Origin of the sequence: Streptomyces sp. NBC_00210, from assembly GCF_045160975.1 — a bacterium.
GTDB lineage: Bacteria > Actinomycetota > Actinomycetes > Streptomycetales > Streptomycetaceae > Streptomyces.
Map to the genome: position 1 here is coordinate 4,626,487 of NZ_CP108120.1, position 15,465 is coordinate 4,641,951.

Genomic DNA, 15,465 nt, shown 5'->3' on the forward strand with positions numbered 1-15,465 from the left:
GGTCCCGATTACGCCCCCTCGCACCACCCCCTTCGTACGCCCTGACCTGCGCACCTTGTCTGCCACGCCGCACCTGGCCCGCCCAAAGTGGCGCGAAGCCTCCGGTCACACAATTTGCCGGGGCTGTGGACAAACGCCTGAGGCCGTTGCGTCATGGGGTGGTGAAGGCTGCCAATTTCCCGGGGACGCCCCCCGGCCCCCCGCCGAGCACGCGCATTCTCGTCGTCGGCGGCGGCTACGTCGGGATGTACACCGCGCTGCGTCTGCAGAAGAAGCTGAAGCAGGAGCTGGTACGCGGCGAGGTGGAGATCGTCGTGGTCACGCCCGATCCGTACATGACCTATCAACCCTTCCTCCCGGAAGCGGCGGCCGGTTCCATCTCCCCGCGCCATGTCGTGGTCCCCCTCCGCCGCCTGCTCGACAAGTGCAAGATCCTCATCGGCCAGGCCAAAGCCGTCGACCACGCAAAGCGCACCGCGACCGTGGCGACCCTCGCCACCGAGGAAGAGGGCACCGGTCCCGTCGAGATCACGTACGACGAACTCGTCATCGCGCCCGGGTCGATCTCCCGCACCCTTCCGATCCCCGGACTCGCCGACTACGCCATCGGCTTCAAGACCGTCGAGGAAGCCATCGGCCTGCGCAACCACGTCATCGAGCAGATGGACATCGCCTCCTCCACCCGCGATCCGGCGATCCGCGACGCCGCCCTCACCTACGTCTTCGTCGGCGGCGGCTACGCGGGCGTCGAGGCCCTCGCCGAGCTGGAGGACATGGCCCGCTACGCCACGCGCTACTACCACAACATCAAGGCCGAGGACCTGAAGTGGATCCTCGTCGAGGCCAGCAATCGCATCCTCCCCGAGGTCGGCGAGGAGATGGGCAAGTACGCCATCCGTGAGCTGCGTTCGCGCAATATCGACGTACGCCTCGAGACACGCCTGGACTCCTGTGAGGACCGTGTCGCCGTCCTCAGCGACGGCAGCCGCTTCCGGACCCGCACCGTCGTATGGACCGCGGGCGTCAGGCCGGCCCCCCTGCTCGCCGCCACCGATCTGCCCCTCAACGAACGCGGACGGCTGAAGTGCACCGCGCAACTCACCGTCGCCGGGGTCGAGCACGCGTGGGCGGCGGGCGACACCGCGGCCGTTCCGGACGTCACCGCTGGGGGTACCTCCCGGGCCGAAGGCTCTGGGGGAGAACCCGGCAAGGAGTGCGCCCCCAACGCCCAGCACGCCGTGCGCCAGACCAAGGTCCTCGCCGAGAACATCGTGGCCTCCCTGCGCGGCGAGCCCCTCAAGGAGTACGCCCACAAGTACGTCGGGTCCGTCGCCTCCCTCGGCCTCCACAGGGGCGTTGCGCATGTCTACGGCCGTAAACTCAAGGGCTATCCGGCCTGGCTGATGCACCGCGTGTACCACCTCAGCCGCGTTCCCACCTTCAACCGCAAGGCCCGCGTACTCGCCGAGTGGACCCTCTCCGGGCTCTTCAAACGCGAGATCGTCTCCCTCGGCTCGCTGGAACATCCGCGGGCCGAATTCGAGCTCGCCGCGGGCGGAAAACCCAAGGGGGACGGGGCCAGGCCCGCACCGGACGACGGGCCGCGCAGCGGCCCCGGGGGCAGGTAGACAACCAGGACTGTCAGTCCGGTCGGTCACACTGGACGTGTGACCATAGGTGGGCTCACACATGCACAGAGTGACCCTTGGCGACAAGCATTGAGGCTAGAAAGTCAGTGAACTTCACGCGTTGGAGCGCAAGGCTCCCCGGTACGCAGCGGCGCGCCGCAGCGCGGAGGACCGACCACGGGATCTCCCCAGCACAGCGGGGGGAGGGCTCGGTGCCCGCAGCCCGCAATGAGTCTCGCAACGAGGCTCGTGGTGAGGCCCACGGTGTGTCCCGCGGTGAGTCCCGCGGTGTGTCCCGCGGTGAGTACGAAGAGCAGCCGGAGCCCTTGCCCGACGTCCCCGCCATCGAGGACTTCTGCGTACCCGAGATCCTGGGCCGATTGCCCGCCCTCGTCGCCCTCGTGCACGGCTCCGAGCACCGCATCGCGTACGTCAACGACGCCTACGCCGCCGCCTTCGGCCACCGCCCCGCCGGTGCGCGTGCCGCCGACAGCTGCCCCGAGCTCGCCGAACTGGGCCTGCTGCCGCTCATGGACCAGGTGCTGCGCAGCGGCAAGCCCCGCACGGTCAAGTCCCGCAAGGTGCTCGGCTCCGGCTCGTACACCGTCACGTGCCTGCCCGCCGAGAGCCCCAAGGAGGGCGGGGGAGTCCTCGTCTTCGCGGCCGACGTCACCGACCACGCCGAGGCCGCCGAGCGGCTGCGCGCCAGCGAGCGCCGCCACCGCGAGACCGCCGTCACCCTCCAGAGGAGCCTGCTCCCGCAGGAGTTGGAACAGCCCGACGACCTGCGCATCGCGGCCACCTACCAACCGGGCGGCACGGACGCCGCGGTCGGCGGCGACTGGTACGACGTCATCACGCTCGGAGCCGGACGCACCGCGCTCGTCATCGGCGACGTCATGGGCCGCGGCGTGCGCGCGGCCGCCGTGATGGGCCAGCTCCGCACCGCCGTACGGGCCTATGCCCGCCTCGACCTGCCGCCGCACGAGGTGCTCCAGCTGCTCGACGGCCTGGCCGCCGAGATCGACGCCAGCCAGATCGCCACCTGCGTCTATGCGGTCCACGACCCGAACGAAGGCCGGCTCGTCTACGCCTCGGCCGGCCATCTCCCCATCCTCGTACGGGACGAGGAAGGCACGGTCCGCCGCGCCGAGGACCCGACCGGACCACCGCTCGGCACCGGCGGCTGGCTCCACACCTCGGGCACCATCGCGCTGCCGCCCGGCTCCAGCGCCGTCCTCTACACGGACGGTCTGATCGAGCGCCGCGGCGAGGACATCGACGAGGGAGTGGCCGCCCTCGAGCGCGCGCTCGAGGGCGCGACAGGCACCCCACAGGTGGTCTGCGACCGGCTGATCCGCTCCCTGGGAGTCACCGCGGAACACGACGACGACGTGGCCGTACTGGTCGTCCAGCACCCCACGCGTACGGGCGTGTCCGCCGAGCTCTTCCACAACGCCGCGCTCGAACTGCTCGGCGGCATCGAAGCGGCTCCACGTGCGCGTGCCTTCGCCTCGGGTGTGCTGGCCTCCTGGCGATTCTCGCCCGAGCTCCACGACCTGGGAGTGCTGGCGGCCAGCGAACTGGTCGCCAACTCCCTCCAGCACGGCACCCCGCCGATGCGCCTCAGACTCCGCCGCACCGACCGCCGCCTGATCATCGAGGTGACGGACGGCGACGACCATCTGCCGCGCCGCCGCCGCGCGGAAACGGAGGACGAGGCGGGCCGCGGGATTTCCATCGTCGCGACGATCGCCTCGTCCTGGGGGAGCCGCCGCACTCCGGGCGGCGGAAAAGCGGTCTGGTGCGAGTTCGCACTGCCGGCTTAGGCCGCGGCCTCGACCGGGCGGCAGGCTCGACTAGGCCGCGGCCTCGATCTGCTCGGCCGGCTTGTGCTGGGCCACCACCCGCGACCTCGACACGAGCGAGGGGCGGTCCTGTACGGGCGTAAGCCGCTTGCCCAGTCGCAGCGCCAGCATGGTGATGCCGAGCGAGAAGAGCACGAAGGTCACGATGTACGGACCGTGCAGCGCGGCGCCCATCGGCCCGCCCACGGCCGGACCGACGGCCAGCGCGAGCTGCTTGACCAGCGCGAAGGCGGAGTTGTACTGCCCGACCATCGACTCCGGCGCCAGATCGGCCACCAGCGGCGCGACGGTCGGCGACAGCATCGCCTCACCGAGCCCGAAGAGCCCGTACGCGGAGACGAACGCGGCGGTCGCCATCGCCTGGCTGCCGTGCCCGAGGCCCGCGTAGCCGGCGGCGATCCAGGCCACGGCCCAGATCAGCCCGACGCCGGCGATCACCCGGCTGCGCCTGCGGCGCTCGACGAACTTCAGCACCACGAACTGCGCGACCACGATCACCAGGGTGTTGGCGGCCAGCGCGGTCCCGAGGGTCGCGGGCTGGATCCCGGCGGCCTCGGTGCCGTACGCGGCGAGCCCCGACTCGAACTGTCCGTAGCAGGCGAAGAAGAGGACGAACCCGAGCACGCACAGCTGCACCATCGCCCGGTGCCCGAGCAGCGCGCGCAGCCCGCGCCTGGCCTTGGCCTCGGCGTTCGCGGGCCGCGCCTCCTGGAGCGCGAGTGAACGCGGCAGCCGCACACTCACGGCGATCCCGGCAAGCACCAGGAACATCGCCGCCTCGATGCCGAACAGCAGGGTGAAGCTGCCCGGCCGGCTCTCGTCGACGATGTGCCCGCCGATCAGCCCGCCGATCCCGAGCCCCAGATTCTGCAGAAAGAACTGCATGGCGAAGGCGCGCGTACGGGTCGAGGAGTCCGAGGTCCAGACGATCATCGTGGCGAGCGCCGGCTGCATCACCGCCGTACCGGCCCCCAGCAGCGCGGCGGACAGGACGGCGGCGGGCACGCTCGTCGACAGCCCCATCGCCGCGGAGCCGGCTGCGGCGAGCAGCGCGGCACCGACCAGCACGGGCAGCGGCCCGCGCCGGTCGATGATCCGCCCGGTGAAGGGAAGGGCGACGAGAGCGGCCATCGCAAAGACCGCGAGGACGGCCCCGGCCGTAGACGCGCCCAGGTCCCGCACCTGCGCCACATAGACGTAGAGATACGGAACCGTGAAGCCGAGTCCGAACGCGGCCAACGCGTTCCCCGCCTGTATCCGGCGCATCGCAGCGCCCATCGCCCTGGTCACACTCACCTACCTCAAGATCGTGGAGGACTGAAGCCTGAAGACTTCAACACTAAAGTTAGAACGTCAACAATACACAGTGAAGGACTTCAACGCCAACGCGCTCATGCGATACTTCGGTGCATGCCAACCGAGACCCCCGAGGGCCCCGAGCCGCCCGGCTCCGGCCGCCGGCCCGAGCCCCAGTCCGGGCCGCTCCATTCCGGGCTCCAGGAGCCGAGCCTCGACGAACAGATCGCGGCATATCAGCGCGAGTTCGGCGACCTGGACCCCCAGGTCGAGAAGGTCGTCTCGGCCCTGGGCCGCCTGAACCGCCGGATGAACGTCGCGTACGGCCGCCAGATCGCCGACCTCGGCATCAGCAACGCCGAGTGGGAGGTCCTCAAGAGCCTGGTCCTCGCCGGATCCCCCTATCGGATGGGCCCGGGCGAACTCGCCAAGCGGCTCGGCCTCACCCCGGCCGCGATGACGCACCGCATCGATCGCATGGCGAGCGAGGGCCTGGTCACGCGCGACCGCGACGAGAACAACCGGGTGCGGGTCATCGTGGAGCTGACCGACGAGGGCCGTGCGAAGTGGCAGGAGGCGATGCGCATGGCCACCCACTTCGAGGAAGAGCTGCTGCAGGACCTGTCGGGGGAGGAGCGGGGGGTACTCGGAGAGCTACTGATCCGCGTACTGCGCCGTGTGGAACACGCCCAGCCTGACGCCGGTGGCCGGCTCACGGATCTGGACTAGGACGGGCCGGGAGAGGTGCCGGAACGGACGTCCGGGCAGGTGCCTGGGCGGGTGTCCGAGCGGGCGTGGGTCGGAGTTGACACACCCTTCATCTGTCCGTAAGGTTCTTCGAGTTGTCGTGGAGCCGGAACGGTTCTGTGGCAGCCACTCCAGCCGCGAATGCGGCAACCAACTCAGCACGATCTCCCGGCCGGGATGAATTTCGGCATGCCGAAATTCATTTTGAAGACCCGATTTTGGGTCGCCCGAGAAATCCGCTAGAGTTTGGGCGTCGGAGCGGCCCAACGGCCGGAATGACAACCCGAGTTCGACCGGGAATCAGGCCCGAAAGGATCTGATAGAGTCGGAATCGCCGAAGGCCGAAAGGCCGGAAAGCAAGCCCCTTCCGACGGGGAATCGGACACGAAAGAGTCTGATAGAGTCGGAAACGCAAGACCGAAGGGAAGCGCCCGGAGGAAAGCCCGCGAGGGTGAGTACGAAGGAAGCGTCCGTTCCTTGAGAACTCAACAGCGTGCCAAAAGTCAACGCCAGATATGTTGATACCCCGGCCTGTTTCGGCAGGTTCGAGGTTCCTTTGAAAGTCCTGCCGGCCCATTGTGGCGGGTAGGCATTGACACAGCGAGGACGCTGTGAACGACCGGTCTTATTCCGACCGGTCGTTCCGCTCTTGTGGTGTTCATCCCGATTACGGGAAAACATTCATGGAGAGTTTGATCCTGGCTCAGGACGAACGCTGGCGGCGTGCTTAACACATGCAAGTCGAACGATGAAGCCCTTCGGGGTGGATTAGTGGCGAACGGGTGAGTAACACGTGGGCAATCTGCCCTTCACTCTGGGACAAGCCCTGGAAACGGGGTCTAATACCGGATACCACCTTCCGAGGCATCTAGGGGGGTTGAAAGCTCCGGCGGTGAAGGATGAGCCCGCGGCCTATCAGCTTGTTGGTGGGGTGATGGCCTACCAAGGCGACGACGGGTAGCCGGCCTGAGAGGGCGACCGGCCACACTGGGACTGAGACACGGCCCAGACTCCTACGGGAGGCAGCAGTGGGGAATATTGCACAATGGGCGAAAGCCTGATGCAGCGACGCCGCGTGAGGGATGACGGCCTTCGGGTTGTAAACCTCTTTCAGCAGGGAAGAAGCGAAAGTGACGGTACCTGCAGAAGAAGCGCCGGCTAACTACGTGCCAGCAGCCGCGGTAATACGTAGGGCGCAAGCGTTGTCCGGAATTATTGGGCGTAAAGAGCTCGTAGGCGGCTTGTCACGTCGGTTGTGAAAGCCCGGGGCTTAACCCCGGGTCTGCAGTCGATACGGGCTAGCTAGAGTGTGGTAGGGGAGATCGGAATTCCTGGTGTAGCGGTGAAATGCGCAGATATCAGGAGGAACACCGGTGGCGAAGGCGGATCTCTGGGCCATTACTGACGCTGAGGAGCGAAAGCGTGGGGAGCGAACAGGATTAGATACCCTGGTAGTCCACGCCGTAAACGTTGGGAACTAGGTGTTGGCGACATTCCACGTCGTCGGTGCCGCAGCTAACGCATTAAGTTCCCCGCCTGGGGAGTACGGCCGCAAGGCTAAAACTCAAAGGAATTGACGGGGGCCCGCACAAGCAGCGGAGCATGTGGCTTAATTCGACGCAACGCGAAGAACCTTACCAAGGCTTGACATATACCGGAAAGCATCAGAGATGGTGCCCCCCTTGTGGTCGGTATACAGGTGGTGCATGGCTGTCGTCAGCTCGTGTCGTGAGATGTTGGGTTAAGTCCCGCAACGAGCGCAACCCTTGTTCTGTGTTGCCAGCATGCCCTTCGGGGTGATGGGGACTCACAGGAGACTGCCGGGGTCAACTCGGAGGAAGGTGGGGACGACGTCAAGTCATCATGCCCCTTATGTCTTGGGCTGCACACGTGCTACAATGGCCGGTACAATGAGCTGCGATGCCGCGAGGCGGAGCGAATCTCAAAAAGCCGGTCTCAGTTCGGATTGGGGTCTGCAACTCGACCCCATGAAGTCGGAGTTGCTAGTAATCGCAGATCAGCATTGCTGCGGTGAATACGTTCCCGGGCCTTGTACACACCGCCCGTCACGTCACGAAAGTCGGTAACACCCGAAGCCGGTGGCCCAACCCGTAAGGGAGGGAGCTGTCGAAGGTGGGACTGGCGATTGGGACGAAGTCGTAACAAGGTAGCCGTACCGGAAGGTGCGGCTGGATCACCTCCTTTCTAAGGAGCACTTCTTACCGGGTCTTCGGGCCTGGTCAGAGGCCACAACGCGGGCGAATGTCCTGCGGTGGTTGCTCATGGGTGGAACGTTGACTATTCGGCACGGTTTCAGGGCTTCACTAGTACTGCTTCGGCGTGGAACGTGAGAGTCAGGGAGTCGTGCCGGGCGCGCTGTTGGGTATCTGAGGGTACGGACTGGAAAGTCTGCACCTTCGTGATGCCGGCCCCAGTGAACTCTGCCTCAGGGCGGGGGTGGTGGGTGGCTGGTCGTTGCTTGAGAACTGCACAGTGGACGCGAGCATCTGTGGCCAAGTTTTTAAGGGCGCACGGTGGATGCCTTGGCACCAGGAACCGATGAAGGACGTGGGAGGCCACGATAGTCCCCGGGGAGCCGTCAACCAGGCTTTGATCCGGGGGTTTCCGAATGGGGAAACCCGGCAGTCGTCATGGGCTGTCACCCGCTGCTGAACACATAGGCAGTGTGGAGGGAACGAGGGGAAGTGAAACATCTCAGTACCCTCAGGAAGAGAAAACAACCGTGATTCCGGGAGTAGTGGCGAGCGAAACCGGATGAGGCCAAACCGTATGCGTGTGATACCCGGCAGGGGTTGCGCATGCGGGGTTGTGGGATCTCTCTTTCACAGTCTGCCGGCTGTGAGACGAGTCAGAAACCGTTGATGTAGGCGAAGGACATGCGAAAGGTCCGGCGTAGAGGGTAAGACCCCCGTAGCTGAAACATCAGCGGCTCGTTTGAGAGACACCCAAGTAGCACGGGGCCCGAGAAATCCCGTGTGAATCTGGCGGGACCACCCGTTAAGCCTAAATATTCCCTGGTGACCGATAGCGGATAGTACCGTGAGGGAATGGTGAAAAGTACCGCGGGAGCGGAGTGAAATAGTACCTGAAACCGTGTGCCTACAAGCCGTGGGAGCGTCGCTGTTGTTCTTCGGAACAGCAGTCGTGACTGCGTGCCTTTTGAAGAATGAGCCTGCGAGTTTGCGGTGTGTTGCGAGGTTAACCCGTGTGGGGAAGCCGTAGCGAAAGCGAGTCCGAACAGGGCGGTTTAGTAGCGCGCTCAAGACCCGAAGCGGAGTGATCTAGCCATGGGCAGGTTGAAGCGGAGGTAAGACTTCGTGGAGGACCGAACCCACCAGGGTTGAAAACCTGGGGGATGACCTGTGGTTAGGGGTGAAAGGCCAATCAAACTCCGTGATAGCTGGTTCTCCTCGAAATGCATTTAGGTGCAGCGTCGTGTGTTTCTTGCCGGAGGTAGAGCACTGGATAGGCGATGGGCCCTACCGGGTTACTGACCTTAGCCAAACTCCGAATGCCGGTAAGTGAGAGCGCGGCAGTGAGACTGTGGGGGATAAGCTCCATGGTCGAGAGGGAAACAGCCCAGAGCATCGACTAAGGCCCCTAAGCGTACGCTAAGTGGGAAAGGATGTGGAGTCGCAGAGACAACCAGGAGGTTGGCTTAGAAGCAGCCACCCTTGAAAGAGTGCGTAATAGCTCACTGGTCAAGTGATTCCGCGCCGACAATGTAGCGGGGCTCAAGCGTACCGCCGAAGTCGTGTCATTTCAGCATGAGGGCCAACGCCCGCTGGGATGGGTAGGGGAGCGTCGTGTGCCGGGTGAAGCAGCCGCGGAAGCGAGTTGTGGACGGTTCACGAGTGAGAATGCAGGCATGAGTAGCGATACACACGTGAGAAACGTGTGCGCCGATTGACTAAGGGTTCCTGGGTCAAGCTGATCTGCCCAGGGTAAGTCGGGACCTAAGGCGAGGCCGACAGGCGTAGTCGATGGACAACCGGTTGATATTCCGGTACCCGCTTTGAAACGCCCAGTATCGAGCCCATTAATGCTAAGGCCGTGAAGCCGCCCTGGAGCCTTCGGGTGAAGGGGAGTGGTGGAGCCGCCGGCCCAAGGTGGTAGTAGGTAAGCGATGGGGTGACGCAGGAAGGTAGTCCAGCCCGGGCGGTGGTTGTCCCGGGGTAAGGGTGTAGGCCGTGTGATAGGCAAATCCGTCACACATTGAGGCTGAGACCTGATGCCGAGCCGATTGTGGTGAAGTGGATGATCCTATGCTGTCGAGAAAAGCCTCTAGCGAGTTTCATGGCGGCCCGTACCCTAAACCGACTCAGGTGGTCAGGTAGAGAATACCGAGGCGTTCGGGTGAACTATGGTTAAGGAACTCGGCAAAATGCCCCCGTAACTTCGGGAGAAGGGGGGCCATCACTGGTGATCCGATTTACTCGGTGAGCTGGGGGTGGCCGCAGAGACCAGCGAGAAGCGACTGTTTACTAAAAACACAGGTCCGTGCGAAGCCGTAAGGCGATGTATACGGACTGACGCCTGCCCGGTGCTGGAACGTTAAGGGGACCGGTTAGTCACATTTCGGTGTGGCGAAGCTGAGAACTTAAGCGCCAGTAAACGGCGGTGGTAACTATAACCATCCTAAGGTAGCGAAATTCCTTGTCGGGTAAGTTCCGACCTGCACGAATGGCGTAACGACTTCTCGACTGTCTCAACCATAGGCCCGGTGAAATTGCACTACGAGTAAAGATGCTCGTTTCGCGCAGCAGGACGGAAAGACCCCGGGACCTTTACTACAGTTTGATATTGGTGTTCGGTTCGGCTTGTGTAGGATAGGTGGGAGACTGTGAAGCTTGGACGCCAGTTCAGGTGGAGTCGTCGTTGAAATACCACTCTGGTCGTGCTGGATGTCTAACCTGGGTCCGTGATCCGGATCAGGGACAGTGTCTGATGGGTAGTTTAACTGGGGCGGTTGCCTCCCAAAGGGTAACGGAGGCGCCCAAAGGTTCCCTCAGCCTGGTTGGCAATCAGGTGTTGAGTGTAAGTGCACAAGGGAGCTTGACTGTGAGACCGACGGGTCGAGCAGGGACGAAAGTCGGGACTAGTGATCCGGCGGTGGCTTGTGGAAGCGCCGTCGCTCAACGGATAAAAGGTACCCCGGGGATAACAGGCTGATCTTCCCCAAGAGTCCATATCGACGGGATGGTTTGGCACCTCGATGTCGGCTCGTCGCATCCTGGGGCTGGAGTCGGTCCCAAGGGTTGGGCTGTTCGCCCATTAAAGCGGTACGCGAGCTGGGTTTAGAACGTCGTGAGACAGTTCGGTCCCTATCCGCTGTGCGCGTAGGAGTCTTGAGAAGGGCTGTCCCTAGTACGAGAGGACCGGGACGGACGAACCTCTGGTGTGCCAGTTGTCCTGCCAAGGGCATGGCTGGTTGGCTACGTTCGGAAAGGATAACCGCTGAAAGCATCTAAGCGGGAAGCCTGCTTCGAGATGAGGACTCCCACCCCCTTTGAGGGGTTAAGGCTCCCAGTAGACGACTGGGTTGATAGGCCAGATGTGGAAGCCCTGTAAGGGGTGGAGCTGACTGGTACTAATAGGCCGAGGGCTTGTCCTCAGTTGCTCGCGTCCACTGTGTATGTTCTGAAGTAACGAACTCGCCTTTTGGCCGGCTGGAGTTCAATATTTTCATAGAGTTTCGGTGGTCATTGCGTTAGGGAAACGCCCGGTTACATTCCGAACCCGGAAGCTAAGCCTTTCAGCGCCGATGGTACTGCAGGGGGGACCCTGTGGGAGAGTAGGACGCCGCCGAACAATTATTGTGGGAAAGCCCCGCACCTTCTGGTGCGGGGCTTTTCTGCGTTCTGGACGATTCACCGGACGGAACCGCGTTGCTCAGAGGAGCGGGGCAGGGCCAGTATCGACAGATGGACTATGTCATTCGACCCGTACGTGCCGAGGAGTGGGCGAAGGCCCGGGAGCTTCGGCTCTCCGCCCTGCAGGATCCGGCCGCGCCCATCGCGTTCCTCGAGACGTACGAGAAGGCTGTCGAGCGGCCCGACGGGTTCTGGCAGGACCGCACGGCCAGGGTCGCGGAGGGGGTGGTGGCCCGGCAGTTCATTGCCGAGGCGGCGGACGGGCAGTGGGCGGGCACGCTCACCGTGCTGGTCGAGCGGCCGGCGGGCGAGGTGCGGTTCGGGGAGGCCGCGAAGGTCGACCAGACGCAGGTGGTCGCGGTGTTCGTGCGGCCCGAGGCACGTGGTGCGGGTGTGGCCGATGCGCTGTTCCGGGCGGCCCTGGACTGGTCGTGGGAGCTGCCGGGGTCGCCCGTGAAGCGGGTGCGGCTGTATGTGGACGAGCGCAATGCGCGGGCTGCGGCGTTCTACCGGCGGATCGGGTTCGTGCCGAGCGGGGAATCCGTACCCGTGCCGGGAGATCCCGCGGAGCGCGAGCTGGAGCTGGAGGTTCTGCGCTAGGCGGAGGGCCCGCGGGAGCCTGGCCGGGTTGGCCTGGCCCCGTGCTGCCCGGCTCAGCAGCACGGGCGGAGGGCGCCGGCGGTGGCGGCCGCAGGGGGACGGCTCGATACCGCCGCCCTTTCTACGTCCGTCAGCAGTCGGCCGCGCTCGGCCCGGTCGATGTAGCGCCCGGCGACCACCACCGAGTCGATGCGGCGGGTGTGGCGGATGTCGTCGAGCGGGTTCGCGTCCAGCACCACCAGGTCGGCCCGGCTGTCCTGCAGGCCCAGCATCCGGGCGGGCGCGGCCGTCGCGGACTCCAGCACCCGGTGGGCGGGCAGACCGGCCTCGGCGAGCAGTGCCAGCTCGTCGTGGAGCGAGAAGCCCGGTACGAGATAGCCGGTGCCGCTGTCGGTGCCGGCCAGCAACTCCACTCCGGAGCGGTGCAGTTCTCCGACGAGGCGCAGCCGATGTGCGTAGATCTGCCGGATCCGGGCCGCATCTCGCTGTGTGCGGCCGCCGATCAGGGCCTTCCAGGTGCCCGGCCACTCCCCGACCATCCAGGAGGGGAGGTACTTCGACTCCTCCTGGGTCGTCGGGAGTTCGTCCGGACGCTCCAGGGTGTGGTGGACGGAGAGGGTCGGCACGACGCGGGTGCCGTTGGCGGCGAGCCGGTCGAAGAGGGCACGGGCGCGGGCCGGGTCGTAAGTGCGTACGGCCTCGTACTCCAGCGCATGCACCTGACGGAACCAGGAGCGGTAGCGGGCGAGGCTGGACGGCTCGCGCGGGTCGAGACGTACCTGCTCCAGGCCGCGCCGGATCTCCTTCTCCTTCGACGAGGTGGCAAGCAGCAGCGCGTGCAGATGCTCGATCGTCTGCTGGCCCGCGTCGCTGCACTCGGCGATGGTCATGGAGTCGGGGCAGTGGCCGGCGAAGCGGATGCCCTGCCTGCGGGCCTCGTCCGCGATGGCGAGGTAGGCGGGGCGGGAGAGCCGGGAGTACACCTTGACGAAGTCCGCGCCGGCCCGCTTGACCTCACGTACGGCCTGACGGGCCGACGCCTCGTCGCGCACCTCGATCACCGGATTGCCGGTGTCCTGGGTGAAGAGGGTGGGCGGGCCGTCGATGAGCGGGCCGGCGATCACCCAGCGGGGGCCGAGGAGCCTGCCGCTGGTGACCTTCTGCCGCCACTCGTGGTGGACGGGTCCGCCCCACATCTCCCGTACGGAGGTGACGCCGGTCAGCGGGAAGAGCGGTGCGGCGACTTCTTCCGGGCCGGAGGTGTGGACGTGGGCCTCGACGAGGCCGGGGATGACGTACTTGCCGCGCAGATCGGCGGTCCGTGCGCCGCGTGGGACGACGACCTCGGCGCTGCGGCCGGAGCGGATGATGCGGCCGCCCCGGACGAGGACAGTCTGGTCGGGGGTGGTGCGCGAGCCCTCGACGAGGGTGGCGTGGGTGAGGGCGAGGACCTCGTGGTCCTTCCCGGTGGCGCGGTCCTTCCCGGTGGCGCGGGCCGCCGCGGGGGTGGCCGTCCCGCCGATGAGCGCGGTGCCGGTGGCTGCGGCTGCGGTGCCGAGGACGTGGCGTCGAGCGAGCATGGGCGGGACCCCCTGAGTCGTCGTGCCCGACCGGTCTTCGTGCCGGGCCTGGCCATGACTCTTCCGTGTGACGGGGCGTGGGTCAGTGGGCGTAGCAGGCAGGTTGGGGGGTGGGGCTGGCTACACCCCTTCTTGACGCTTGCCCTACCGGCCGAGGGGCTCCGGCCAGCGGGCGCGGGCCTGTTCGGCGGAACGGAGCAGGACCAGGGTCGGCAGTCCCTGGTCCTGACCGGTTGCCAGCAGCTCCGGAAGCAGGGGAAGCGGAGCCACGGCCGCGACGTCGTCGAGAACGAGCGTCATTGGTGGGTCGAGCCGACCGTCGGATGACCGTGCGGCCATGCGGCGGCCGTGCTCGACCACGTGTGAGGCCAGTGCGGTGAGCAGTGGCATGGCACCGGGGTGCGTTCTGGGGTCCTCGATGGATTCCCCCACCAGATAAAGGGTGCCCCCTTCGTTTATGAATGATTCCAAGGTGAGCGAATCCGTTCGGTTCGGGGTGCAAGCCTCGCGGATATGGATCGAGGAGAGGGCGGAGAGGGCGCGTACGACCAACTGCTGGGCGATCTCCCGGCGTTCGGGGTGGGCGGTGAGCGCGGACTCGAGCAGGCCGGCGAGGCCGGCGGTCGCCTTGGGGTGCGTACGGAGGATGCGTACGGCGTCGTGGGCGCTGCCGCCCTGGGCCCAGCGGTGGAGCTGCTTGAAGGGGCGTCCGTCCACGGCAGCGGCGTGGAGCCAGCAGCGCAGGAGCGTTTCGGCGGTGTCGGCCATGGCGGCGTCGAGGAGGGCGCGGGGGCGTACGGGGGCGAGCAGGGCGGTGGCGCGGTGCTGGGCCGTGGCGGCGTCCTCGCAGTGCGCGGTGGGGGACCAGTGGAGGCGGGCCGGGGTGTCGCAGAGATGCCCGGGGTCGTAGAGGAGGACGGGGCCGAGCTTGGCACGGGCGTCCTTGGTCTCGGCCCAGACGGCGGGGTCGGAGGTGACGAGGAGGGCGGGGCCGGCGGCGTCGAGGACGGCGCGGACGGCCGCGGGGCGGCGGGTGTCGGGGTCGCCGTAGAGGATGCGGGGGGTTCGGGGTGCGGGCAGGGTGCTGTTCCGTCCGCCCGCCCCGTATTCGGCAACCTGCGGTTGCCCGGAGCCGTGCCCCGCCTGCGTAGGGTCGCCGACGGCTCCGCTGTGGCTCGGTGCTCCGGGGCCGTGCAGGGTGCCGTTGCCCGGGTACGCGGCCGCGGGCACGCCTTCCGGCTGCAGGGGGGTGCTGGGACCTGTGGCGCCGGGGGGCGGCGTCGTGGCTGCGCCGCTGCCCATGGCTGGGGACTCCCACCCGCCGGTGCCGTGCCCTGGCTGTGCCGGCCGGCCGACGGCTTCGCGGTGGCTCGTGTCCGCGGCAACGGGTCCTGCGGCGGTGCCGGTGCCGTTCGCCCCCTGCTCCGTAAGCGGGTTGGGGTCCCCGGCCCCGGGCCGTGGGTTCGCGGCTTCCCGCGCGGCCGCAGACCGGTTCGCGCGGACCGTGCGCCAGCGGGCCAAGGTGCCCAGGACGAAGATCGTCAGGACCAGCAGGACCATCAACTCGCCGATTGCCAGGCCCCAGAACAGCCCGTAGCCCGAAAGCTCCGCCGGTGGGGCGTCCGGCCACGCACCGGCGAGGTCGTGCGGCTTGGACGCCAGCGCGCGCATCGCCATCGGGGTCTGCGTGAAGGTCACGCCACTCGGCCAGGCGCCGTGGGACAGGACGCCCGCCAGGCCCGTCGCCGTCCAGACCAGGAGCGTCAGGCCGAGCAGGAAGCCGAGCAGGCCGACCAACAGGCCGTCCGGGATGCCGCGTTCGTCCTCCCGCAAGTCCCGTCGGTCGCGCATG

Annotated in this window: 7 protein-coding genes and 3 rRNA genes; 7 read left to right on the plus strand and 3 right to left on the minus strand. The window is 66.3% G+C overall.

Translation table 11 applies throughout. The features are described from left to right. Positions 1-158: 158 nt before the first annotated feature. Both OG729_RS21040 and OG729_RS21045 read left to right on the plus strand, forming a co-directional pair. Positions 159-1,628, plus strand: a complete 1,470-nt coding sequence (locus OG729_RS21040) for an NAD(P)/FAD-dependent oxidoreductase (protein ID WP_405807641.1) — start codon at positions 159-161, stop codon at positions 1,626-1,628. A 107-nt stretch (positions 1,629-1,735) separates the two neighbouring features. After that, entirely contained in the window at positions 1,736-3,457 is a 1,722-nt protein-coding gene (locus OG729_RS21045; protein WP_405807643.1) for a SpoIIE family protein phosphatase, read from the plus strand. 30 nt (positions 3,458-3,487) lie between these two features. On the opposite strand, the gene OG729_RS21050 is transcribed toward OG729_RS21045, so the two are convergent. Continuing rightward, complete coding sequence (locus OG729_RS21050) at positions 3,488-4,762, minus strand: MFS transporter (protein WP_405811209.1); 1,275 nt, start codon at positions 4,760-4,762, stop codon at positions 3,488-3,490. Positions 4,763-4,906: 144 nt separating this feature from the next. On the opposite strand from OG729_RS21050, the gene OG729_RS21055 reads away from it, so the two are divergent. From OG729_RS21055 to OG729_RS21075, 5 genes are all read left to right on the plus strand, one after another. Then, positions 4,907-5,521, plus strand: a complete 615-nt coding sequence (locus tag OG729_RS21055; protein ID WP_405807645.1) for a MarR family winged helix-turn-helix transcriptional regulator — start codon at positions 4,907-4,909, stop codon at positions 5,519-5,521. Positions 5,522-6,219: 698 nt separating this feature from the next. Next, positions 6,220-7,744: ribosomal RNA gene (locus OG729_RS21060) — 16S ribosomal RNA — on the plus strand. A 306-nt stretch (positions 7,745-8,050) separates the two neighbouring features. Further along, positions 8,051-11,174 (plus strand): 23S ribosomal RNA (locus OG729_RS21065). An 80-nt stretch (positions 11,175-11,254) separates the two neighbouring features. Then, positions 11,255-11,371 (plus strand): 5S ribosomal RNA (rrf, locus tag OG729_RS21070). Together the 16S, 23S and 5S rRNA genes form the textbook arrangement of a ribosomal RNA operon. Positions 11,372-11,484: 113 nt before the next feature. Next, positions 11,485-12,033, plus strand: a complete 549-nt coding sequence (locus OG729_RS21075) for a GNAT family N-acetyltransferase (RefSeq protein ID WP_405807646.1) — start codon at positions 11,485-11,487, stop codon at positions 12,031-12,033. 53 nt (positions 12,034-12,086) lie between these two features. On the opposite strand, the gene OG729_RS21080 is transcribed toward OG729_RS21075, so the two are convergent. Both OG729_RS21080 and OG729_RS21085 read right to left on the minus strand, forming a co-directional pair. Beyond that, entirely contained in the window at positions 12,087-13,613 is a 1,527-nt protein-coding gene (locus OG729_RS21080) for an amidohydrolase family protein (protein ID WP_405807648.1), read from the minus strand. Between the two features lie 144 nt (positions 13,614-13,757). Continuing rightward, positions 13,758-15,464 carry a type VI secretion protein gene (locus tag OG729_RS21085; RefSeq protein WP_405807649.1) on the minus strand — a complete coding sequence of 569 codons (1,707 nt, stop codon included), beginning with the start codon at positions 15,462-15,464 and terminating at the stop codon, positions 13,758-13,760. Position 15,465: the final 1 nt, after the last annotated feature.

Bases quoted from the DNA above. Each gene is read 5' to 3' on its own strand.
- OG729_RS21050 (WP_405811209.1), bottom strand. From the start codon at position 4,762: ATGCGCCGGATACAGGCGGGGAACGCGTTGGCCGCGTTCGGACTCGGC.
- OG729_RS21055 (WP_405807645.1), top strand. From the start codon at position 4,907: ATGCCAACCGAGACCCCCGAGGGCCCCGAGCCGCCCGGCTCCGGCCGC.
- OG729_RS21075 (WP_405807646.1), top strand. From the start codon at position 11,485: ATGGACTATGTCATTCGACCCGTACGTGCCGAGGAGTGGGCGAAGGCC.
- OG729_RS21080 (WP_405807648.1), bottom strand. From the start codon at position 13,613: ATGCTCGCTCGACGCCACGTCCTCGGCACCGCAGCCGCAGCCACCGGC.
- OG729_RS21085 (WP_405807649.1), bottom strand. From the start codon at position 15,464: ATGCGCGACCGACGGGACTTGCGGGAGGACGAACGCGGCATCCCGGAC.